Here is a 23,123-nt window from a genome sequence, read left to right as displayed (position 1 = left end):
GAGGCAGTAACCAAAGTAGTTAGTGGTTGATTAGATCTATAATTACTAAGGTAGATATCTTTTCGCTTAATTATAATAGTTTTTGTTCCAACGTTTTTTAAGCATCAAAAAATTGTTATAATGACAGGTTATCTAACCAGTTATGAACGACTTAACTGAGTCGTTATCTTTTTTATAAATACGACTGACGTTTATTTGCTCACTGTCTATTATTTTATCTAACGATAGGATACGACAGTCAGCAACGTTATGAGTCAAGTGAGGCACACATGCAATACCCAAAACATTATGACGTGATAGTAATCGGCGGTGGTCACGCTGGTACAGAAGCTGCTCTAGCGGCTGCACGTATGGGCGCACAGACCTTACTGTTGACGCATAACATCGAAACACTCGGGCAGATGAGCTGTAATCCTGCGATTGGTGGTATTGGTAAATCGCATCTGGTGCGTGAAATTGATGCGCTAGGCGGTGCAATGGCATTGGCGACAGACAAAGCGGGTATCCAGTTCCGTGTACTAAATAGCCGTAAAGGCGCAGCAGTACGAGCCACACGTGCTCAAGCGGATCGTATTCTTTATAAAGCCGCTATCCGCCATACCTTAGAGAACCAACCTAGCCTTGATTTGTTTCAACAAGGAGCGGACGATATATTAGTAGAGAATGGTCGTGCCACAGCAGTTGTTACCTCTACAGGTATTATTTTCAAGACGCAAACGGTAGTTCTAACATCAGGGACTTTCTTAGGCGGTGTCATTCATATCGGACTTGAGAACTCTAAAGGTGGCCGTGCAGGGGATCAGCCTTCTATTAAACTTGCTGACCGTCTGCGTGAGCTGAAACTACCAGTAGGGCGCTTAAAAACAGGGACACCAGCACGTATCGATGCGCGTAGTGTTGACTTTAGTGTGATGACGGTGCAGCCGGGTGATACGCCATTGCCAGTGATGAGCTATATGGGTGACGTCTCTATGCATCCTGAACAGGTCAACTGCTATATTACGCATACCAATGCGCGCACCCATGACATTATTCGTGAAAATCTTGACCGTTCACCGATGTTTTCTGGCAAAATCGAAGGCGTAGGTCCACGTTATTGTCCGTCGATTGAAGACAAGATTCATCGTTTTGCGGATAAAGACAGCCATCAGATTTTCATCGAGCCAGAAGGTTTGACCACGCATGAACTATATCCAAACGGCATCTCAACCAGTTTGCCATTTGATGTGCAGTTAGACTTTATCCATAGTATGAAAGGCTTAGAGAATGCACATATTACTCGTCCAGGTTATGCGATTGAGTATGATTATTTTGATCCGCAAAACTTAAAGCCAACGCTTGAAACAAAGTCTATCGATGGCCTGTATTTTGCTGGTCAGATCAATGGTACGACAGGCTATGAAGAAGCAGGCGTACAAGGTTTGCTCGCAGGTACCAATGCTGCACTCGAAACGACCAATAATAGTGAGTTTGACACGTGGACACCGCGCCGTGATGAAGCGTATCTTGGTGTGTTGGTTGATGATTTGATTACCCATGGCACCACTGAGCCGTATCGTATGTTCACGAGCCGCGCAGAATATCGCTTGCTCTTACGTGAAGACAATGCAGATCAACGTTTGACAGAGACTGGCCGTAAGCTGGGTTTAGTGGACGATATACGCTGGCAAGCTTATCAAGAAAAGATGGAATCTATCGCTACAGAAACATCACGCTTAAAAGATATGTGGGCCACGCCTGCTAATGCTTTAGGTAAACAAGTGACCGAGCAAACAGGAGAGGTACTGTCTAAAGAGTCGACTGCTTTTGATTTGCTTAAACGTCCGCAAATACATTTTGCTGACATTGCTGCTATCACCGATTCAACCGTTGATGCGCAAGTAGGAGAACAGATAGAGATTTCTGTTAAATATGCAGGCTATATTGATCGTCAGCAAGAAGATATCGATCAAATGAAACGTCTAGAAAATACAGCGTTGCCGCTAGATTTTGATTATAGCGTCGTGTCAGGCTTATCAAATGAGATTGTGCAGAAACTGACGAAAGTTCGTCCCGCGACGCTAGCGCAAGCGGGACGTGTCAGTGGTGTCACCCCCGCAGCTATACAGCTGTTGGCAATGACGGTTAAAAAGCACAAAAAAGCAAAGGCTGCATTAGACTCATAATAACAGTGTAGCAAAGCCTTTTATTATAAAGCACTTATCGTATAAAAAGCCCGTAACGACATTTCGTTACGGGCTTTTGTTTGTCAAAAAAAATGATCGATTTTGAAAGAAAATCATATGTAACCTTGTCCTACTTGCTACTTTGTCTCTATACTAGGTCAGTAAATTTTCTTACTACTTGTTAATTTTTCTCGCTGATGTCCATATATTGATGGGCTTGTCACCGAACTGAGTCTACTTATGATTGATGCTATTGTTTTTGCTATTACCATTGTCTTACCCAACCTTGCCTTAATGTGGTTGGGTTTTTTTATGCAACGACGCGGTGAGGCAAGCAAAACTTTTATCGATCAGGCATCAAGTTTTGTCTTTAACTATTGCTTGCCCTGTTTATTATTTTTTAGCGTGGTTGATAGTGACGTCGATTATGCTAAGCAAATCACGCTTATCCTTGTTGGCATCTTGGTGACGTTCATATTATTTATTGGCGCAGAGTTTTACGCCAAACGCTTTGTTGAGCGTCCTGAGGACCAAGGTGTTTTTGTACAAGGCGTGTTCCGTAGCAACATGGCTATCATTGGCCTTGCAACGGTAGCTAATGCTTACGGCACACAAGGCCTAAGTATCGGTGCTGTTTATATGGGTGTGGTAACGATACTGTTTAATGTCTTAGCGGTCATTACCCTAAGCCGTGTATCTAAAAGTGTGGATGATACATGGATTAGTCGTGGCACTATGATCGTGAAAAAATTATCAACCAATCCACTGATTTTGGCATTGGTTGGGGCATTTGTCTATAAAGCGCTGCCATTGCCGCCTATCACTGGTGTCATTCATACGACCGGCGATTTATTGGCAGCGGTCGCTTTGCCATTAGCACTTATTTGTGCAGGTGCTAGCATTGATATGAAGTCAATGCTACATCCGTCAGGGCTATCTATGCAGGCCAGTATAGGGCGTATTATTATTGCACCGATTGTAGCTATCGTCATTGGCTTAGCATTTGGTCTATCTAGTGTGCATATGGGCGTACTGTTTCTGATGGTAGCATCACCAACCGCCGCTGCCAGTTATGTCATGGCAAAAGCGATGGGTGGTAATGACATACTCGCTGCTAATATTTTAGCGTTTACCACAGTCGTTGGTATGTTTGGCATGGCAATTGGTGCGGCCACCTTACGCGGACTAGGTATGATGTAATCACTCTCGTGGTTCTTTAAAACGAAATACGATTTGAATAACAAACCCTTAAATAGGAGCGCTAATCGTGCAATTGTTAAATAAAGCAGTCGTGACAGAGCATCTCAATATGCAAGCAGCCATTGATGTGATAGAGGCATTGTTGCATTAGCAAGCAGCACACCCTAGTTGGACTAAATCACCTGAACGGTTGGTAATAAACACCTTTACTGATTCTGATAGTCATCGTTCAGGCTCGCATCTATCTATGCCAGCCACAATGTATGATGGTGAGAACGAATACACAGTCGTAAAGCTAGTGACTATTTGTCCTGATAATCCTAGCCGCGATCTGCCAACGACCACGGCTATCATTACTGTTTCAAATAATGATAACGGCGCCATACTAGCGATGATGGATGGTATTTATATTACGCAGGTACGTACTGCCGCGCTTTCAGGTATTGCGACCAAGTATATGGCAAAGCCCGATTGTCAGAGTGTGGCGGTGGTCGGTTGTGGTGGCATGGCTTATGAGCAACTACATGCGGTACTAACGGTACGCCCAGAGATCAAGACGGTGTATTTATGGAATAGACATACTGAAGGCGCTCAACAATTTAAAACACGTTTTACCCGTGATTATGCTCAATGGAACGTGGATATTAAGGTCTGTGAAGTATTAGACGATGCCATTTGTAATGCAGATATTATTAATGTAGCCACACGTGCAACTGACGGTTTATTTAGTGTTGATCAAATAAAATCTGAGGTACATATCAATGCAGTCGGCGCTTATCAGCCTTCTATGAAAGAGATAAGCAATGATGTTATTGCCAACAGTAAAATGGTCATTGTTGACGACTTAATTGGCAGTCATCACGAAGCAGGTGACTTGATTCAGGCGCATGAGAGCGAAGATTGTACGTGGGTATGGAATGACTTGAGTGGTGACTTGCAGGCATTAGTCACAGCGTCATTAGAGGAGGGCAGTACTAACGAAGAGGAAAATACTAAAGACGATAAAGCTATTACACTATTTAAATCGGTCGGTGCGGCTAGTTTTGATGCGGTAGTTTCATTACATGTAGCGAAACAAGCTCAAAAACAGAATCTTGGTTCTTTAGTTGATTGGTAGAGTTGCTTGTCGTTGAAAAGTAATAAATGATGTCGTTATAGTTGGTTAAAATTAAAAATTCCCCTTTTTGGATATGAGAAGGGGAATTTTTATATCAGTTTAAATTGTCTTTATTACGTTTGTCTTCACGGCGCTGCTTGCGCTTTGGACTGGTACGATAGGTTAGATAGCCACCAATAACCATTACAACAATAAATGCGACAATGTACAAAAATATTGACGAACCAATAAACGTAGAAGTTTCCATAGTTTTATTCTTATTAGGGTGTATCAATAATTATGCAAATGTCCGTTATCATTGTAAAGTAAATAAGTTTAGCGCCGGTGTAAGTTCAAGTGAACGGATGCGAGCAGCTTGGTCATAGATATTAGCCGTCACAATCAGCTCATCTGGCTGATAGGTTGCCAAAAATGCAGCGAGTCTTGGTTTGACCGTGTCGACAGAGCCAATGAATGATACTGACAATGCATTGTCTACCATCATTTTCTCTGCTTGACTCCAGATACTGTCCATATCGTGGGTAGGCTTAGGCATTTGACCTGTTTCGCCACGGCGCAGACGTACAAAACTCTGCTGTGCTGAAGTAAAATGATATTGAGCGGTCGCATCATCATCAGCCAGCAATAAGTTTGCAGCTAGCATCACATAAGGCTTATCTAGATAGACAGACGGTTTAAACTGTTCACGGTAAGCCTCAATTGCTTGCCCAAGCATTTGCGGGGCGAAGTGAGAGGCAAACACATAAGGTAGTCCTAAATGTGCAGCCAAAGTCGCACCAAATAGAGAAGAGCCTAATATCCAAATCGGTATGCCTGATTTTGCGCCAGGGAATGCCTGTACAGGGCTGCCATCTGTATCATTACCTAAGAAATACATCAGCTCTTGCACATCTTGTGGAAAGCGTTCGGCATCTTTCATTTGTCGACGAAGTGCCTGAAACGTCGCACCATCAGTACCAGGTGCACGGCCTAGGCCTAGGTCCACACGGTCACCATATAATGCCTGCAAAGTACCAAACTGCTCAGCAATCACGAGAGGGGCATGGTTCGGTAGCATAACGCCGCCAGCACCAATACGGATACGGTCGGTTTTACTACCGATATGCGATAGTAGTACTGAGGTGGCTGCACTGGCGATGCCCGGCATATTGTGATGCTCTGCCATCCAGTAGCGGTTTAAGCCTGATTTTTCTGCTTGCTGCGCGGTTTCCACTGTTTGGGCGATGCCTTCAGCGATGGTTTTGCCTTGAGGGACGGGTGCGAGGTCTAGGAAAGACAAAGGGATTTTATTACTCATAAATGTTCCAGTAGCGTGTAAATTATTTTCTACTGATATGCTTATAGTCAGTGGTAGTTTCAAGTGCCGCTAGTCACTGTTAATGAATCATAACAAAGTCAGTTAACTCTGTTTTTAAGCTCGCTTAACAATTATTAAGGTGTATTTATAAAGGTTGTCGTTTGTCAAAATAAGCGATAAATAAACCATAAGTAAGGTAATAAAAGGATTTAGCAGCATTATACTATGGCATTAAAAAAAGATGGCATTAAAAAAAGCAGGCAACCTAGGTTACCTGCTTATCTAATTAGTCAATTATAAGATAATGGTTATTTAATTTATCATTATCTTAAGCGCCAAATGCAACATTATTTATCTTGGTCGCTAAGCTTATAAGCTAAGACATAATCACCAATGGTTGTGCCAACTGAGCCATGACCACCTGCGACCAATACGACCATTTGCTCACCTTTAGAGTTCAAGTAAGTCATTGGCGTGGCTTGACCACCTGCTGGAATACGGACATTCCATAGTACGTCGCCATTTTTCAAGTCATAAGCTCGGAAGTTGTTTTCTGTCGCCGCTGACAAGAACGCGACGCCACCTTTAGTGATGATAGGTCCACCGATACCAGGTACGCCCAATTCTAGTTTTATCGGAATAGGAGACAAGTCTTGTACCGTACCATTTTTGCGTTGATAAGCGATATCACCTGTGGCTAGGTCAGCACCAGCGATCGTGCCCCATGGTGGCTGCTGACAAGGTACGCCTAATGGTGACAAGAAGGGCCCCAATTCTACTGCATAATCTGCACCTTTATTGGCATTGACGCCTTGCTCGCCTTTATTGGTTTCTGCATCGCCCAACGTGTCTCTAGGAATGAGTTTTGATTTGAATGCCAAATATGTCGGCATACCGAACATCACGCCATTCTCAGGATCGACTGCGATACCGCCCCAGTTAAAGGTACCAAAGTTACCAGGATAGACCAAGCTACCATTGGTTGATGGTGGGGTATAGCGACCATCATAGTTGAGCTGATTGAACTCAATACGGCACATCATTTGATCGACGAGACTGGCACCCCACATGTCTTTTTCAGTCAGTGGTTCAGGCTCAAAGCTCAAGCCAGAATAAGGCTGAGTTGGCGCTGCGTGCTCTCCCGCTATGAGATAGCCTTGCGGTGCAGGACGTTCTTTAATCGGTACAATAGGCTCACCCGTTGCGCGGTTTAAGACGTATACATCACCTTGTTTGGTTGGTACAACTAGCGCAGGCTGTACACCATCGGCCGTATCTAGATCAAGTAAGGTTGGCTGCGCAGGCGTGTCCATGTCCCAAAGGTCATGATGGACAAACTGCTGAACCCAGCGTGCTTCACCAGTCTCGATATCTAGAGCGACAACAGACGTTGCATACTTTTCTTCAGCGGCATTTCGGTAGCTACCTAGCTGATCCGGTGTGCGGTTACCCATAGGGAAGTAGGCCAATCCAAGCTCTTCATCGGCAGTAGCGACTGACCATGAATTTGGCGAACTGGTCTTATAAGTTTGGGTTGGATCATTGACATCGAAAGGTGCTGTATTGTCAGGATCACCTGAGTCCCAGTTCCAAAGCAGCTCACCGGTATTGACATCATACGCACGGATCACACCAGAAGGCGAGTTGACGTCGTAATTGTCATTGACAGCACCAGCGACGATGATGGTATCACCCGCGATGACTGGTGGTGACGTCGAGTAATAGTAACCTGCTTGATTAAACGGCATGTTATGCATCAAGTCTAGTGCACCATCATCCCCAAAGTCTTGGCAGCGTTGCCCAGTGTTTGGATCAAGTGCATATAACTTCGCATCAGAGGTTGGGATAAATATCTTGGCATCACATTGCTTAGACGCGTTTTCAAAGGTATTGCCAGCAATTTTCTGTACTTGCACGGGGCTAGCTGTACTGTTGCTACTCTCTGCTGAATTATTAGCAGCGCTAGCGATAGGGTCAGGACTGGTCGCTTGACCCGCATAATAAGACACACCTCGGCAAGTTTGATGCTGTCGTTGTAAGTTTTCCCCTACTTGAGGATCAAACTTCCATAGCGTCTCACCAGAGTCGGCATCTAGCGCTAGTACCCAGTTATGAGGCGTACATAGGTACAGCGCATTGCCGATTTTTAATGGTGTTGCTTGATAAGTGGTCTCACCGACATCGTTAGGCCCTTTGACGTCACCTGTTTGGATTTGCCATGCTAGCTCTAAATCTTTGACGTTATCGGTATTGATTTTATCTAGAGGTGAGTAGCGCTGACCATAATCAGTACGACCATACGCGCTCCATTCGCCATCTGGTGTTTGCTGACCGTTTGATAACGGATCACCAAGGTTAGCTGACGTCTCATCTGAGCTGACGTTTTGCTCGTCATCATTTGCAGCAGTCAAATCAAGCTCACCGAGTTTGTCGGTGGCATTGTTGGCTAAACTACCAAAAGAGAGTAGTGCACCTACGGCCACGCTTACGAGCAGACCCCAATAGTACAGAGGGCTTTTCTTAACGTTGTTTGTAGCTGCAACATTTGCGGCTACGTGAGTTTTAGGCCCACGCATTTTGTTGGATACCCATGGCAGTAGCATGAGCAAACCAAATATAAGCGGGAAGCCAACTCGAGGTGCTAGCGCCCACCAATAGAACCCAGATTCCCAAAGCGCCCAAGCCATGGTTGCTACGATAAATAGTGCATATAACCCGTAAGCACTCCAGTGTTTTTTGAACAATAAAAAAGCTGTCGTTAGTATAATGACGCCAGCAATGAGGTAGTAAGGACTACCGCCTAAGGACAATAAATAAGCGCCGCCAATGAGTAGAGGGGCGGCAAAAATTGCCATAATGATCGCTACGAATTTTTCCATGAGCGGTATCACCTGTTTACAAAAGAGCAAGTTAATATGTATTGATATTTAGTCGCAAATCAATTTCATTCGACCAAATATCAATACAAGTGTGAATGATATATAAAAGAAACATTGAATAACGTTCTAGAATCTATTTTATCATCCACAGCTCAGTCTAGTAAGGGTTAGCAAGTCTGAGATACTTTATTTAACAAATGCTCATTAATTTGCAAATTGCTTTTGACATAGCTCCATGAAAGCGCGACCATATTGACGGATTTCTGCATCATCGCGTACCGCCATCCAACTGGTAAAGCGACCAAAATGATCGACGGGGATAGCCGTCAAGTTTTGATAATGGCTTGGCTCAAATGCCATTTCTGCGATGATACCAATACCTAAGCCCAGACCGACATAGGTGCTGATCACATCGGCATCGAGCGCCGCTAATACGATATCTGGCTCTAGTCCTGCTTCATCAAATGTCTTGTCAATCGCGCCGCGTCCCGTAAAACCACCGTGATAGGTTACAATCGGATAGCTGGCAAGCGTGGGCAGGTCAATAGACTCTTGGCTAGCAAGCTCATGGTCACTCGGTACGATGACACGATGCGTCCAGTCATAGTAACGATAGCATCTAAGATAGTTGTTATGCAGCAAGGACTCAGTGGCGATACCGATATCGGCTTGACCACGGATGACCATCTGAGCGATAGTCTCAGGATCTGCCTGTTGTAAAATCAAATTTACTTTTGGGAAACGATCTTTGAATTCTTTAACCACTTGCGGCAGTACATAACGCGCTTGAGTGTGGGTGGTGGCAATCGTCAACGTACCGATATTAGGATTATTAAAGTCTAAACTTAGGTTTTCAATGGTACGAATTTCAGCAAAGATAGACTCGATATGCGGCATGAGCGCTGTGCCCATAGTGGTCAGTCCCGTCAGGCGTTTGCCTTGGCGCACGAATACTTCCGTCTTTAACTGGTTTTCTAGTGCAGCAATATGCTTTGATAAGCTTGATTGACTGGTATGTAGCACGGTCGCCGCTTGGCTTAAGTTATAACCGTTAATCACCGTATGCCATACTGTTTCTAGCTGTTTGAGCTGAATCTGCAAATGCCGTTGGTTGACCACTACGTCGATTGCCATAACTTAATCCTATTGTATAAATATACAGACCTCGTCTGTATATGAAAGTAAAAATGTCTGAACATACAGTAATAAAGTAGTGTAAAACAAAGCTATTATTCTTGTATATAATAAATAGCTATCAATTTATGATAATTATGAATATAGAATTTGTATTTTGCAATGCTAAAAAATTATCCGTTCCGTAAACGCTGTCTAGTCAATGAAGCCATTTGACCTAACAATTCATAAAGAACGGTCATTATTGAGCATAAAAAAACAGCTACCTTCTAAAAGATAGCTGTTTGTCAGTTATAAAGTTATTTATTACTATTAATATTTACTACTGTTAATCAGTTGATACTGACCAACTTCAAACTTGGTTTATTGTGCAATATCAAAGCGGTCTGCATTCATAACCTTGTTCCAAGCGCGGACGAAGTCACGAACGAATTTCTCTAAGTTATCATCTTGCGCGTATAGCTCAGCATAAGCACGTAATATAGAGTTAGAGCCAAATACTAAGTCTACACGGCTTGCTTGCCATTTGACGTTTCCTGTACCACGCTCACGTACTTCGTAGCTATTGGCAGTGTTGTCTGCTGCTTTTACAGGATGCCATGTGTAGTTCATGTCTGTTAAATTAACAAAGAAGTCATTGGTAAGCACGCCAGCACGTTCCGTAAAGACGCCATGTTGGCTCTGACCGTGGTTGGTATCAAGCACTCGCATACCACCAAGCAATACGACCATCTCAGGCGCTGTCAATCCCATTAGCTGCGTGCGATCAAGTAGCATCTCTTCTGGTGATACCGCATAGTCGCCCTGAATCCAGTTACGATAACCATCATGTAGCGGCTCTAAATCAGCAAAAGATTCAGCGTCAGTCATTTCAGCGTCAGCATCACCGCGACCTGGATTAAACGGTACCGTAATATCTACGCCTGCATCGTTTGCTGCCTGCTCAATAGCGGCGTTACCAGCCAATACAATAAGGTCTGCTAAGCTAACGTCTTTCTCAAAGCCAGACTGAATGCTGGTCAATGTCTCAAGCACACGCTGTAATTGTTCTGGCTCGTTGCCTGCCCAGTCTTTTTGTGGAGCTAAACGGATACGTGCACCGTTGGCACCGCCGCGATAGTCGGAAGCGCGGAAGGTACGAGCGCTGTCCCATGCTGTAATGATCAACTCACGACGACTAATGTCACTGTCTAAAATCTGTGCTTTTAGCGTTGCAATATCATCAGCAGTCAAGTCCGCATTACCTGTAGGAATAGGGTCTTGCCATACAAAGTCTTCGCTCGGTACGTCGGCACCTAAGTAACGAGACTTCGGTCCCAAATCACGGTGAGTCAGTTTGAACCACGCTCTAGCGAATACTTCATCAAAGTACTCTGGGTTGTTATGGAACTTCTCTGAAATCTCACGATAGATAGGATCTTTAATCATCGCCATATCAGCATCAGTCATGATTGGGTTGCGGCGTACACTTGGATCATGCGCATCTAAAGGACGGTCTTCTTCCTTAATGTCGACAGGTTCCCACTGCCACGCACCAGCTGGACTCTTAGTCAACGCCCATTCATGGTTGAACAACAAATCAAAGTACTCATAGTTCCACTCAGTTGGATTCGTGGTCCAGGCGCCCTCGATACCACTTGAAACGGTATCACCTGCATTACCACGGCCCTTAGGGTTGCGCCAACCTAAACCTTGCTCTTTGACATCAGCAGCTTCTGGCTCGTCTTCTAGTAACGTCGCATCACCATTGCCATGACACTTACCAACGGTGTGCCCGCCAGCTGTTAGGGCGACAGTCTCTTCATCGTTCATTGACATACGAGCAAAGGTAGTACGCATATCTTGAGCAGTCTTCAATGGATCAGGGTTGCCATCGACACCTTCAGGGTTGACATAGATCAAGCCCATTTGCACAGCAGCCAAAGGGTTTTCTAATGATTCGCGCTCCTCATCACTGTCGTAACGGTTTTTGGTAGCAGCTAGCCATTCGCGCTCAGAACCCCAGTAGATGTCTTTTTCTGGATGCCAGATATCAGCACGACCACCAGCAAAACCTAGAGTTTTAAAGCCCATAGACTCATAAGCCATGTTACCTGCCAAAATCATCAAATCGGCCCAAGACAATTTATTGCCGTATTTTTTCTTGATTGGCCACAATAGACGACGTGCTTTGTCCAAGTTGACGTTATCTGGCCAGCTGTTCAATGGCGCAAAACGTTGATTACCAGTATTAGAACCGCCGCGACCATCAGAACGACGATATGTACCAGCTGAATGCCATGCCATACGAATCATCAAACCACCATAGTGTCCCCAGTCAGCTGGCCACCATTCTTGCGACTCAGTCATTAGGTTTTTTAAGTCAGTCTTGACCGCTTCTAGATCTAGCTGTTTAAAAGCTTCAGCATAATCAAAGTCTTCACCCATTGGGTCAGTCTTTTTGTCTTGCTGATGCAATATGTCTAAGTTCAGTGCATTTGGCCACCAATCTGTCGCAGCAGAAGCCGTGGTAGTATGTGCCTGATGCATTACAGGGCAGCCACCCATGCTCGGACGCTGAGGCTCGTGCGAGTTATCAACGTTTTCGCTATGAATCGTTGGGCCTTGACCATCACCCTGGTCATAGGTTGTGTTAGTAGTCGCATTATTGTTGCTTTCATGATCTACAGGACAACGAGCAGCATCTGGGGCAGTGTTTTTGTCAGTGGTGTTATTGGTTGAGTCGGACATGGTATAACTCCTAGGCTATGATAATAGAAAAGAACAAACCGTGAATCTCGGTAGTCGTTGTTTATGTACAAAGCATAACTAAGCTGAGTAGATTTATAAAACTAATATATAAGAATTATAAGTTTTAAATTACCAATCATAAAAGACTTGATGTTTTGTTTATCTCAATCATTATTAACGCCCGCGCTTATTATCGCCAATTAAGAATAAACCAATAGAGTACACCCAACTAATGAAGCCTGCGTCAGTTTTACTACTACCTTTATATTACCTATAAATAATGTCATTGTCAGACATCTTTCAAAACAGAAATTAGCAATAAAAAAGAGAGCTAAGATAACCTTGGTAAGACACTGCGGTTTTTTGCGTTACGATTAAGAAATATAAGCGATTGCACATGGTCTGCAATCGCTAAGTTAATGCAAAAACATCTAGTCAAGATAAAGGTTCTCAAGTACCATAACTGGATTTTGTTGTAATGATAATATTGGTGCAACGTAGAGCAATTTTTATCGATCCTTTTGTCGATAACTGATTTTAAAGATTGATAAAAATTGTGCGCGGTTGTGTTCTTTGTCTGAATTGTTGGTGAGTTATTATGTCTGCTGTCAAATCTGTACCGCCCAATCAACCAATTGCCAAAAAGTCATGGGGCGAGGCTACAAAAGCTTATCTCGATCCTCGTGTCATTATTATGCTGTTTTTGGGGTTTTCAGCGGGTATACCTATTCTGCTGATTTTCTCAAGTCTGTCGCTATGGCTGAGAGAAGCAGGCATTGATCGTAGTGTCGTCACTATGTTCAGCTGGGCAGCACTGGGGTATTCGTTCAAGTTTATTTGGGCGCCATTGATTGATGCGCTCCCTGTACCGTTTTTGACCAAGTGGCTAGGGCGTCGTCGTAGTTGGATGGTGGTATCACAGCTGCTTATCGTGCTGGCAATCTTTTTGATGGCAAGGGTAAATCCTGTTAGCGAAGATGTCTTGGTTTATATGGCAGGCGCGGCCGTGTTGCTTGGGTTCTCTTCTGCGACGCAAGATATCGTGATTGATGCGTACCGTATTGAGCTTGCGCCGCCGTCTATGCAGTCTATTCTGTCCTCTATCTATGTGTCAGGCTACCGTATCGGTATGATTGTCGCAGGGGCAGGCGCGTTATATTTGGCTGATTATTTCGGCTCAAATGAGACATTTTATAGTTATGAAGCATGGCGCAACACCTATTACATCATGGCAGGGGTTATGACGTTAGGGGTATTAACGACATTTGCCAGTTATGAGCCAACCGCTGAGACCCTGCAAAGTAAAAAGCAGAAGGGTAACTTAAAAGTATTCCTGATTTATTCAGCGTTACTACTTATCCCAGGTCTGCTGTTTGGTGTTATTTACCTGATTAATATTTTGATCAATACAGTATTTGATAGCACAGTGGCCTTGATACCACTAATGGTAATGCCAGCGATTAAGTTTTACTTTTTAGCATTGGTCGCATGCGCACCATTGTTATTGCTGTACTTCATTATTAACCAACCAAAAATCATTAACAAAGCCCCGTTGGTTGCTGAAACTCGTGAAGACTACGTCAGACTGGTAGCGTTGTTTGTATTTTCAGTGATTGCCTTTATCGCTGCTTACATATTGATGGGGCAAGTCCTGCCCGAGTTTGAAGGCGCTTTTTCTAGTTTCTTTGTAGAAACCTTGCACTTGTTAGTAAGCCTAGGCGCGGCAATGGCAGCAGGTTATGCACTGGTACAAGTAGGACTGGTGAAAAAAGAAGTGGCCATGGCAACATGGATCGAGCCTGTTTTAGATTTTTTCCGACGTTATGGCAAAAAAGCCCTGCTACTCTTAGCCTTGATTGGTCTATACCGTATCTCAGATATCGTCGCAGGCGTGATCTCCAACGTCTTTTATCAAGACATGGGCTTTAGCAAAACGGATATCGCCAATGCCGTAAAACTAGTCGGTGTGATTATGGCAATTGCAGGTGGCTTCTTGGGCGGGATTTTGGCTCAACGTTTCCGTATCATGCATGCCATGATGATTGGTGCAATTTTAGCGTGTGCGACCAACCTGTTGTTTGTGGTATTGACGTACAACCCAGGTAGCTTGCCAATCATGTATATGGCAGTGATATTTGATAACTTGGCTGCGGGCCTTGCGAGCGCCGTATTCATCGCTTTCTTATCAGCACTGACATCGATTCGTTTTACCGCGGTACAGTATGCGATTTTTTCCTCATTGATGACCCTGATACCAAAAGTAATGGGTGGTTATTCTGGTGCTATCGTCGATAATATGGGTTATCCGTTTTTCTTTATCTTTACCTTCGCTATCGGTATTCCAATTCTGGCACTGATTTACTTTGTTGATAGACATATTGTCATTGGTGATAACGATGATATTTATGGTGATGACAATAATGATAGTAGCGGCGGCAATGGGGTAGGTGACAAACTGAGCAAAACCAATCCTAACCTGACCGATACCAAAGAGCCACCACGCGCATCAGAGTAGGCTAAACAGTATTTTACCTTTATTCATTCACTGTTATTTAAGAGCTATCTATGACCATATCGACCATTCGTCAAATCAAGCAGCAGATTCAACAACTGACGAATGGTGAGTCAAATAATCGGCTACCGTCGTTTTGGCTAACGGATTGGTTGTTGTATGTCATTGATAAGCCTGCGATAGCGTTGATGACGGATGAAGATTATCAGCTCACTGATAGTGAGGTCGCACGGTTCAATGACGGCGTGGTAAAAATGCAGCAAGGCATACCGCTTGCGTACCTAACCGGACAGCAGGAGTTTTGGTCGCTTAGCTTTAAGGTAAACGAGCATACTTTGATTCCTAGGCCTGATACCGAAGTACTGGTCGAGCAGGTATTGAACTGGATAAACGCTCAGCCAGCGCAACTTAGTAATAAACGATTACTAGACTTGGGGACAGGGTCAGGTTGTATCGCTATCAGTCTTGCCCATGAATTAAAACACGCTAATTTGCAAGTCGTGGCAGTCGATTTATCGTCAGAGGCGCTCAAAGTTGCTCAGCACAATGCCGTGAGCAATAATGTTGCCAATGTCGAATTTTTCCAAAGCAGTTGGTATCAAGCGCTACCTACTAATGATGAGCCGCAGTTTGATATCATCGTCTCCAACCCTCCTTATATTGACGAGACAGACGAGCATTTGGCAGGTCTAACAGCTGAACCGATTAGTGCGCTCAGTGCATCCAATCAGGGTTTGGCTGATATCGAGCATATCGTCCAGCAAGCAACGACATATCTCTGTACAGGTGGGTTATTAGCTATTGAACATGGATATGATCAAGGTGATGCTGTTCGCAAGTTGTTTTTGGATAGTGGTTTTGAATCAGTACATACCGTAAAAGACTACGGTGATAATGATCGCGTTACGCTAGGGCAAGTCCAGTAGATAGTTTTTTGGTAGTAGATTTCTTTGATTATAGGTTGTAGATGAATATGGTAGAAGAGATGGTACAGCTATCGGATGACGAGCTGCTGCGTTATGCTCGGCAAGTATTATTAGACGGTTGGGATATGGACGCTCAGCTGCGATTAAAGACAGCACGTGTGGTCATAATAGGGGCAGGCGGCCTTGGTTGTCCTGCGTCTGAGACATTGGTGCGTGCTGGGGTGGGTTATGTCCATCTGATTGATGATGACGAGATTGAGGCGAGCAACTTACAACGCCAGACGCTATTTTTACCGGACGATATTGGTAGACCCAAAGCACTGACCGCAGCGCATATGTTAGCGCGTATCAATCCTTTGATAAAAGCTCGCGGAACAGTGGCAAGGTTAGATGAAGCCAACGCTTATGAATTGCTCGATATGGCAGCAGGCAAGCCGGACTTACTCTTAGACTGTACGGATAATTTTGCCACGCGCGACATCATCAATCGTATTAGTGTACGCTACCAGATCCCTCTATTGTCTGCGTCGGCAATTGCGATGCAAGGACAGCTAGCACTGTTCGAACCTCAGCTCGACACTGGTTGCTATCATTGCGTATTTGGCTCAGTAGTACCTGATGAAGTCGCTGACGAACGTACATGTGCCAATTCAGGAGTACTGGCGAGTACCACTGCGGTTATGGGTAATCTACAAGCCAATGCTGCGTTGCAGTACTTGGGATTAACCAAAAATCCACTGACAAACAAGCTGCTCATATGGGATGGTAGTCAGATGCAGCAGCGGCTGATGGGCTATCGAAAAGACTCACAGTGTCCTGTCTGTAGCAGTCCTATAGTCAGCTCTCTATAAATTGGATACGGTGTTAAGCTTGCTTAGTCTACGAGTTGTAGTACTTTCACTTGCCTTCCTTGTATCCAAATTATATCGAACCGACTATAACTGAATAATCTGATTTTAACGCACTTTTATATTGTATTGCCTATCTTCAAACCTCCTTCTTATTACCATAGTTGTTTTTTATGAAAATTCATCGTCCGCATTTATTAAAGCATACTTTTAATGTCGTTAATCGTGTTCGCCAAACAGCGAGCGTGGCAGGTCTGTCTGCGCTAAGAGTGGCAAAAGGTGAAAAACCTGACGCTATGCTACTCAAAGAAACCTTTGAGCAGTTAGGTACGACTTATATCAAAATCGGTCAGTTTATCGCCAGTACACCGTCGCTGTTTCCACGTGATTATGTCAAGGCTTTCCAGAGCTGTTTGGATCAAACCACGCCATTGTCTTATGCTTATATCGAGCAAGTTCTGACAGAGGAGCTGGCGATTGATGGTATGACGCTCGCTGATAAGTTTGCGCATATTGACTCAGAGCCACTAGCATCCGCCTCTATCGCTCAAGTGCATGCAGCACGATTGCACAATGGTGATGAAGTGGTGCTAAAGGTACAAAAGCCTGGCGTCGAAACCATCATGCAGACCGACTTGGGTGTATTGCATGGCGTAACTAAGCTACTTGAGATGGTTATGCCATCGATGAAGTTCGCCAGCATTGCGCCAATTATCGATGAGATTCGTCTGCGTATGCTTGCCGAGACTGATTTTATTGCTGAAGCACAAAACATCCGCGATTTTCAACAGTTCTTAGCGATATCAGGTAATACCCGCGTGGTTGCACCAACGGTATATGAAGCGCTAACTACCAAGCGTGTCCTGACGATGAGCCGTCTATATGGCGTCTCTATGGTTGATGAATCGCTCATGCGTCAGTATTGCGCTGATCCCGCTCAAGTCATGGCAGACACCTTAAACACATGGTTTGCTAGTCTGATGCTATGCAATAGCTTTCATGCTGATTTGCACGCGGGCAATTTGATGCTATTGACTGATGGCCGTATTGGATTTTTGGATTTTGGTATCGTCGGCAAACTAAAAGCTGAGAGCTGGCGGGCTTGCATGGGTATGATGCAAGCCATGCAAGACAGTGACTATCAAGCTATGGCTCGTCATATGATTGATATGGAAATGACGCATGGTGGTAATAAAGTCGATGTGGCTGCATTAGGAAATGACCTTCAGCGTATGATGATCACCATTATGGCAGAAGATAAAACTTTCACGAGTGGTGTACCTTTCAATAGCAAAGAGCAAGCCGATGAGCTTAATCAAATGATGCTTGAGATTGTCGAAGTTGGTAAACGTCATGGTATCCATTTCCCGCGCGACTTTGCGTTATTAACCAAACAGATGTTGTATTTTGATCGTTTTATGCGTACGCTAGCTCCAGATATGGACATGTTTAGCGATCAGCGTGTACAAATGCTAGGACAAGATACGATAGAGCCGCCAACATTAAACGTATCATAGTTTCTATAATATTTTATTTTCTCGAATATTTTATGCCGGCCTAATATACCTAATAATTGCTTTACTTCTACGTTTTTTTATTACCGCTTTTGACTGTCTAACACAAAGGATTGTGTGCTAATTGCCACAAAAATGGCTCTGTCATGATGACTACTTTTAAAGGCCGTATGGTCCCGACAATTACTAACGAAGCTGCCATTGCCTGTATCGGTATGTACTGCATGGCAGTCGTTATGGGTTATGGACGCTTTCTCTTTACCGCTACCTTACCTGATATTATGGTGCAGTTGTCGCTATCAACGACGATTGCAGGCTGGCTGGCATCAATCAATTATATTGGCTACTTTATCGGCGCTCTCATCGCTATGTTTGTGCCCCAGCGCTCGACATGGCAGGCGATGACACTGTGGGCGGTTGTAAGTGTTGTCACTACGATGTTGCTTGTTATACCAAATATGTCGCTCACGCTATGGTATATCATTCGCTTAATTGCCGGTATTGCAAGTGGTGTAGCGATGATTCTGAGTTCATCATTTGTGATTCAAAACCTTAGCCCTAAGCGCCGTTCTGTATTATCAGCAGTCCATTATGCAGGTATTGGTGTTGGTATTAGTGCCTCTGCCATAGTGACATGGTGGCTATTAAAGTTGGGCTATCACTTCGATATAATTTGGCTGGTAGCAGGTGCCACTAGTTTACCGCTTGTATGGCTACTTTATACAGTAAAACCCAGACAAGTACAGAGTTTGGGATCGCAACAGATTGATGACAAGCAACACGTGTCAGTACATCAGACCTATTTAAACTTCAAACGTTCTTTATATGAAGCAGTTTCTGGACATCATAAAGCGCTTACTTTGCTTTTTATTAGCTATGTACTCGCAGGGTTTGGTTATATTAGTTCAGCAACTTTTTTACCCGTCATGGCAGCGCAGCGTCTAACGACACAGATGTATGCTGGATTGATGATTTGGTTGGTCGTTGGTATTTTTGCGATGTTGTCAAACCCACTATGGGGCGCGCTTGCCAAACGTATCGGTGAGCTAAAAACCTTAATGGGGCTGACGGTATTGCAAGCATTTGGGATGTGCTTGCCTATATGGTTTGATGGGGCGCTTGGCTTATATGGCAATGCTGCGATTTTAGGATTGACCTTTGTCGGTATGGTTTCGATGACACTTACGCTGTTTAAAAACATCAATCCTGCCTATTCTAATTTGTTGATTGCCTTGGCAACGCTGGCTTATGCGTTAGGACAGTTTTTAGGACCTTTGGTCACGGTGGCACTGGCAGGAAAAGAGGGTAATTTCAATGCTGGGTTGCTTGTCGCTGCTATCGGATTGTTGGTTGGATTGGTGCTATTGATATGGTTCCGTCGACAGTCGCCAACGACCGCTTAAACCACACTACGGCTAAATACTTCTCGTAATTCAAAACTGGTATGAACTTGAGCCACACCTTCAATACGATTGAGACGGTGCAATAAAAACTCTTCATAATGTGCCATATTACGAACTCTTACCTTGATAAGATAGTCTTCTGTACGTCCTGTGACAATACTACAGCTAATGACCTCTTCAAAGCTCTGAACCTTGCGTTCAAACTGTTCAAAACGTTCTGCTGTATGTCGATCCATACTAATAGCAATAAACACAGCTAGCGGATAGCCGAGTTTTTGCGCATCAGTTTTGGTATGGTAGCCGGTGATAATATTTGCATCTTCCAAGCGTTTGATACGACGTGCACAAGGGGTAGCAGACAGATTGACTCGCTCAGCAAGTTCAGTAATACTCATACGCGCTTGCGTTTGCAATAAGCGTAGCAACTGTCTATCTATCTCGTCTATATCTACTATCCCTGTACTATCAATATGATTATTTTGCATTTTTAAGGCCTTAATAGTGGATTTATTCGATTATAATATCTAAATTGTGTTTTTCCACTAAAATAATAGAAAATAAAGTAAAAGAAAGCAGGTTTCTCTCGATTAAACTTTGATATTATTAAGGCATGACCAGTAGTTATCTCGTATGATAAATACGGGTCTAATTAACAGCTAATCGCCTAGCTAAATATACAAATAACCATATCACCTAAGGATTGATTATGTCTGACCAAGCCACGCATACTGCAGCAACAGGGACTGCAAAGATCACACCAAAAAGTGCCGATTTTGACTTCCGTAAATACCGTCCATTTGCATTTGCGCCATCGCTGCCAGATCGTACTTGGCCAAGCAAGACGATTGAGAAGTCACCAATATGGGCAAGTGTGGACCTGCGTGATGGTAATCAGGCGCTGATTGATCCGATGACCATTGAACAAAAAATGCGCTTCTTTAAGACCTTAGTAGATGTTGGTTTTAAAGAGATTGAAATTGGTTTTCCATCAGCGGCGCAGGTAGAGTTTGATTTTGCACGTAAGCTTATCGAAGAAAACCACGTACCTGAAGATGTAACGCTTCAAGTATTGGTACAAGCGCGTGAGCATTTGATTGCTCGCACCTTTGAATCATTAAAAGGTGCCAAACGTGCGGTTGTCCATGTCTATAACTCAACCAGCCGTGTACAACGTGAAAAAGTCTATGGCAAAGATAAAGCTGAAATCAAAGAGATTGCTATTGCTGGTGCCAAGCTACTACAAGAGTATGCGGCAAAGTATCCTGAGACGGATTGGGTATTTCAGTACTCGCCAGAGAGTTTTAGTCAGACAGAGACTGAATATGCTGTAGAGGTTTGCGATGCAGTGTGTGACGTGTGGCAACCACAGCAGGGTCAGGAAGTTATTTTTAACTTGCCAGCGACGGTTGAGGCTTCTATGCCCAATGTCTTTGCTGATCAAGTAGAGTACTTTTGCCGCAATCTAAAACAGCGTGAGCACGTGATTGTGAGCTTGCATACTCATAATGACCGTGGCTGTGCCGTAGCGGCCGCTGAGTTAGGTGTGCTTGCAGGGGCAGATCGTATCGAAGGTACATTACTTGGTAACGGCGAGCGTACAGGCAACATGGATATTATGGTTATGGCCATGAACTTGTTTAGTCAAGGTATCGATCCTGAGCTTGATTTCAGCAATATGAGCGAAATTGTACAGGTTGTGAGCGAATGCAATAACTTACCATTGCACCCACGTCATCCTTATGTAGGCGAGTTGGTCTTCACAGCATTTAGTGGCTCACATCAAGATGCGATCAAAAAATCTCTCGACTACAATGAGAGCCATCAGAGCGAAACAGACAATGTTTGGGACGTGGCGTATCTACCAATTGATCCTGCGCATATTGGTCGTAGCTATCAAGATGTGGTACGTATCAATAGTCAGTCGGGCAAAGGCGGCGTTGCATATATCTTGCAGCGTAACTATGGCTTTAACTTGCCACGCTGGATGCAGATTGACTTTAGCCGTGTGGTACAAAAGCAAGCTGAAGCGGCTGCACGTGAGTTGCAGAACGATGAAATCTTGCAAACCTTTGAAGAGACTTATTTGCAGCAAGGTAAGTTTGAATTACTAGATTATAGTGTTAACAATAAAGGCGGTGAGGTTTACTTTAGTGGTCAAGTACAAATGAATAGCGATACCATTGATATTGATGGTACGGGTAATGGACCATTATCATCATTTATTGACGGACTTGCGCAGCATACTGGCAAATCCTTACATATTATTAACTATGCAGAGCATGCGATTAACCCGCATCATAACAGTGGCAATGGTATCGACGATGATACCAATAGCGATAACAAAACCAATGCCAATGCGGCAGCTTACATTCAACTAAATGTTGATGGTGAGGTCTATTCTGGTATCGGTACTTGTAGTAGCACGGTATCAGCCATGCTCAAAGGGGCATTATCAGCCTTCGCGCAAGCACTAAATACAGAAGCTGCTTAGCATTAAGTAGCAACTGATATTACATAAAATTCTGTATGCTAATAACGCCATCGCTCCTTGTCTCTAGCAAGTAAAGCGCTGGCGTTATTTTTTGCCGTAAAGACCTATGATATTTCGACTACATGTATATGAGCAATAGCATAATGTTACTTGTGTTTTTAGTGTCTAAGACTTACGCTAATGTATATATTAAAATATTATAAATAAAAGGTTAATTATGGAACCTATCTCATTTGCTTCATTCACCCTGGCATCTATTTTGGCCTCAATACCTGCAAATGGTGAGGCTATTACCAAGCCGACCATTACCACTCATATTAGTCCAGCTATTGCTGGACAGTGGGAGATAGACTTGGATAGCAGCGGTCCTTCTACTCGTGACACGATGGCTAAAGAAGCGGAGGCTAATCAGTTGTTAAGTAGTAAACAACAGACCAGCAGTGCAGAGCCTAAGGTGATGACAGGCATGGACGGCGGCGTACTGACTCAAAGTGAAGAGCGGGTTCTAAACATTAAACCAGTGACTAGCAAAAACTTACTGGCGTCAGCTGGTAAGTCTAATCAATGCCGTGAGTTATATAATTTCAGTGCAGATAATGAGATGTGGTCTGTTAGTGGCGAAGAGTGGACATACGGCCGCTATCTAGTCACCCACCGTGAAGAAGGGCTGCCAGTTATTGCGATTAAGACCGTTTATGATAATAATGAAATAGATTGCTCAGGTAACCAGATTGACCAGACTGATGAAGCGTTGATTGCATTTATCAATCATGATGGCAACCAAATGCAATGGTGTGCTGACCCTGATGGTAACGAATGCTTTATGAACTTCAATAGAGTGTTGCCGTAATCAGGCATGCTCGTTGTATTTTACGTATAATCGACAATTTATTGATAACAAAAAAAG

The 23,123-nt window shown here is 43.8% G+C and carries 16 protein-coding genes; 10 read left to right on the top strand and 6 right to left on the bottom strand.

All coding sequences use genetic code 11. The features are described from left to right. Positions 1-269 precede the first annotated feature (269 nt). From mnmG to ACT3QN_RS00155, 3 genes are all read left to right on the top strand, one after another. Positions 270-2,165: a tRNA uridine-5-carboxymethylaminomethyl(34) synthesis enzyme MnmG gene (gene mnmG / locus ACT3QN_RS00165; protein WP_444522044.1), complete on the top strand. Its 1,896-nt coding sequence runs from the start codon at positions 270-272 to the stop codon at positions 2,163-2,165. A 240-nt stretch (positions 2,166-2,405) separates the two neighbouring features. Further along, positions 2,406-3,365, top strand: coding sequence for an AEC family transporter (locus ACT3QN_RS00160; protein WP_444522045.1), 960 nt, complete (start codon positions 2,406-2,408; stop codon positions 3,363-3,365). Between the two features lie 190 nt (positions 3,366-3,555). Next, positions 3,556-4,482 carry an ornithine cyclodeaminase family protein gene (locus ACT3QN_RS00155; RefSeq protein WP_444522046.1) on the top strand — a complete coding sequence of 309 codons (927 nt, stop codon included), beginning with the start codon at positions 3,556-3,558 and terminating at the stop codon, positions 4,480-4,482. A 94-nt stretch (positions 4,483-4,576) separates the two neighbouring features. Here the strand turns inward: ACT3QN_RS00155 and ACT3QN_RS00150 are convergent, their stop codons facing one another. The 5 genes from ACT3QN_RS00150 to katG form a co-directional block, all read right to left on the bottom strand. Continuing rightward, the gene (locus tag ACT3QN_RS00150) at positions 4,577-4,729 is read right to left on the bottom strand and encodes a hypothetical protein (protein ID WP_444519714.1); all 153 of its coding nucleotides are present in this window, start codon (positions 4,727-4,729) and stop codon (positions 4,577-4,579) included. A 48-nt stretch (positions 4,730-4,777) separates the two neighbouring features. Beyond that, on the bottom strand, positions 4,778-5,779 hold the full coding sequence (locus ACT3QN_RS00145; RefSeq protein ID WP_444522047.1) for an LLM class flavin-dependent oxidoreductase: 1,002 nt from the start codon (positions 5,777-5,779) through the stop codon (positions 4,778-4,780). A gap of 347 nt (positions 5,780-6,126) precedes the next feature. Next, the gene (locus ACT3QN_RS00140; protein WP_444522048.1) at positions 6,127-8,658 is read right to left on the bottom strand and encodes a membrane-bound PQQ-dependent dehydrogenase, glucose/quinate/shikimate family; all 2,532 of its coding nucleotides are present in this window, start codon (positions 8,656-8,658) and stop codon (positions 6,127-6,129) included. Between the two features lie 204 nt (positions 8,659-8,862). Further along, the gene (locus ACT3QN_RS00135; protein ID WP_057759664.1) at positions 8,863-9,792 is read right to left on the bottom strand and encodes a LysR substrate-binding domain-containing protein; all 930 of its coding nucleotides are present in this window, start codon (positions 9,790-9,792) and stop codon (positions 8,863-8,865) included. A 363-nt stretch (positions 9,793-10,155) separates the two neighbouring features. Further along, positions 10,156-12,339 carry a catalase/peroxidase HPI gene (katG, locus tag ACT3QN_RS00130; protein ID WP_444522133.1) on the bottom strand — a complete coding sequence of 728 codons (2,184 nt, stop codon included), beginning with the start codon at positions 12,337-12,339 and terminating at the stop codon, positions 10,156-10,158. Positions 12,340-13,120: 781 nt separating this feature from the next. Here katG and ACT3QN_RS00125 point away from each other — a divergent pair. The 5 genes from ACT3QN_RS00125 (at position 13,121) to ACT3QN_RS00105 (ending at position 19,725) form a co-directional block, all read left to right on the top strand. Next, positions 13,121-15,037 (top strand): AmpG family muropeptide MFS transporter, encoded by a 1,917-nt coding sequence (locus ACT3QN_RS00125; protein WP_414558579.1) that lies wholly within the window; start codon positions 13,121-13,123, stop codon positions 15,035-15,037. Positions 15,038-15,087: 50 nt separating this feature from the next. Then, on the top strand, positions 15,088-15,960 hold the full coding sequence (gene prmC / locus ACT3QN_RS00120) for a peptide chain release factor N(5)-glutamine methyltransferase (protein WP_201571438.1): 873 nt from the start codon (positions 15,088-15,090) through the stop codon (positions 15,958-15,960). 41 nt (positions 15,961-16,001) lie between these two features. Continuing rightward, positions 16,002-16,811 carry a HesA/MoeB/ThiF family protein gene (locus tag ACT3QN_RS00115; protein ID WP_444522049.1) on the top strand — a complete coding sequence of 270 codons (810 nt, stop codon included), beginning with the start codon at positions 16,002-16,004 and terminating at the stop codon, positions 16,809-16,811. 170 nt (positions 16,812-16,981) lie between these two features. Continuing rightward, complete coding sequence (locus ACT3QN_RS00110) at positions 16,982-18,325, top strand: ABC1 kinase family protein (protein ID WP_444522050.1); 1,344 nt, start codon at positions 16,982-16,984, stop codon at positions 18,323-18,325. A gap of 146 nt (positions 18,326-18,471) precedes the next feature. Next, on the top strand, positions 18,472-19,725 hold the full coding sequence (locus ACT3QN_RS00105; RefSeq protein WP_444522134.1) for a YbfB/YjiJ family MFS transporter: 1,254 nt from the start codon (positions 18,472-18,474) through the stop codon (positions 19,723-19,725). Here ACT3QN_RS00105 and ACT3QN_RS00100 read toward each other — a convergent pair. Next, positions 19,722-20,210 (bottom strand): Lrp/AsnC family transcriptional regulator, encoded by a 489-nt coding sequence (locus tag ACT3QN_RS00100; RefSeq protein ID WP_444522051.1) that lies wholly within the window; start codon positions 20,208-20,210, stop codon positions 19,722-19,724. The two genes, ACT3QN_RS00105 and ACT3QN_RS00100, sit on opposite strands and share 4 nt — an antisense overlap. Before the next feature lie 221 nt (positions 20,211-20,431). Between ACT3QN_RS00100 and leuA the strand changes: the two genes are divergently transcribed. Then, a complete protein-coding gene (leuA, locus tag ACT3QN_RS00095) occupies positions 20,432-22,216 on the top strand; it encodes a 2-isopropylmalate synthase (protein ID WP_444522052.1) in 1,785 nt (594 codons plus the stop codon). Between the two features lie 217 nt (positions 22,217-22,433). Beyond that, on the top strand, positions 22,434-23,066 hold the full coding sequence (locus ACT3QN_RS00090) for a hypothetical protein (protein ID WP_444522053.1): 633 nt from the start codon (positions 22,434-22,436) through the stop codon (positions 23,064-23,066). Positions 23,067-23,123: the final 57 nt, after the last annotated feature.

This window comes from Psychrobacter sp. AOP7-C1-14 (assembly GCF_052376135.1).
Classification (GTDB): domain Bacteria; phylum Pseudomonadota; class Gammaproteobacteria; order Pseudomonadales; family Moraxellaceae; genus Psychrobacter.
The sequence above is the reverse complement of the archived record's forward strand: the minus strand, read 5'-3'. Positions and strand labels throughout refer to the sequence as shown.

Coding starts and splice junctions, on each gene's coding strand:
- ACT3QN_RS00105 (WP_444522134.1), top strand. CDS start 18,472: ATGACTACTTTTAAAGGCCGTATGGTCCCGACAATTACTAACGAAGCT.
- ACT3QN_RS00140 (WP_444522048.1), bottom strand. CDS start 8,658: ATGGAAAAATTCGTAGCGATCATTATGGCAATTTTTGCCGCCCCTCTA.
- ACT3QN_RS00100 (WP_444522051.1), bottom strand. CDS start 20,210: ATGCAAAATAATCATATTGATAGTACAGGGATAGTAGATATAGACGAG.
- prmC (WP_201571438.1), top strand. CDS start 15,088: ATGACCATATCGACCATTCGTCAAATCAAGCAGCAGATTCAACAACTG.
- ACT3QN_RS00135 (WP_057759664.1), bottom strand. CDS start 9,792: ATGGCAATCGACGTAGTGGTCAACCAACGGCATTTGCAGATTCAGCTC.
- ACT3QN_RS00110 (WP_444522050.1), top strand. CDS start 16,982: ATGAAAATTCATCGTCCGCATTTATTAAAGCATACTTTTAATGTCGTT.
- ACT3QN_RS00115 (WP_444522049.1), top strand. CDS start 16,002: ATGAATATGGTAGAAGAGATGGTACAGCTATCGGATGACGAGCTGCTG.
- katG (WP_444522133.1), bottom strand. CDS start 12,339: ATGGGTGGCTGCCCTGTAATGCATCAGGCACATACTACCACGGCTTCT.
- ACT3QN_RS00090 (WP_444522053.1), top strand. CDS start 22,434: ATGGAACCTATCTCATTTGCTTCATTCACCCTGGCATCTATTTTGGCC.
- ACT3QN_RS00150 (WP_444519714.1), bottom strand. CDS start 4,729: ATGGAAACTTCTACGTTTATTGGTTCGTCAATATTTTTGTACATTGTC.
- ACT3QN_RS00125 (WP_414558579.1), top strand. CDS start 13,121: ATGTCTGCTGTCAAATCTGTACCGCCCAATCAACCAATTGCCAAAAAG.
- ACT3QN_RS00160 (WP_444522045.1), top strand. CDS start 2,406: ATGATTGATGCTATTGTTTTTGCTATTACCATTGTCTTACCCAACCTT.
- ACT3QN_RS00145 (WP_444522047.1), bottom strand. CDS start 5,779: ATGAGTAATAAAATCCCTTTGTCTTTCCTAGACCTCGCACCCGTCCCT.
- leuA (WP_444522052.1), top strand. CDS start 20,432: ATGTCTGACCAAGCCACGCATACTGCAGCAACAGGGACTGCAAAGATC.
- mnmG (WP_444522044.1), top strand. CDS start 270: ATGCAATACCCAAAACATTATGACGTGATAGTAATCGGCGGTGGTCAC.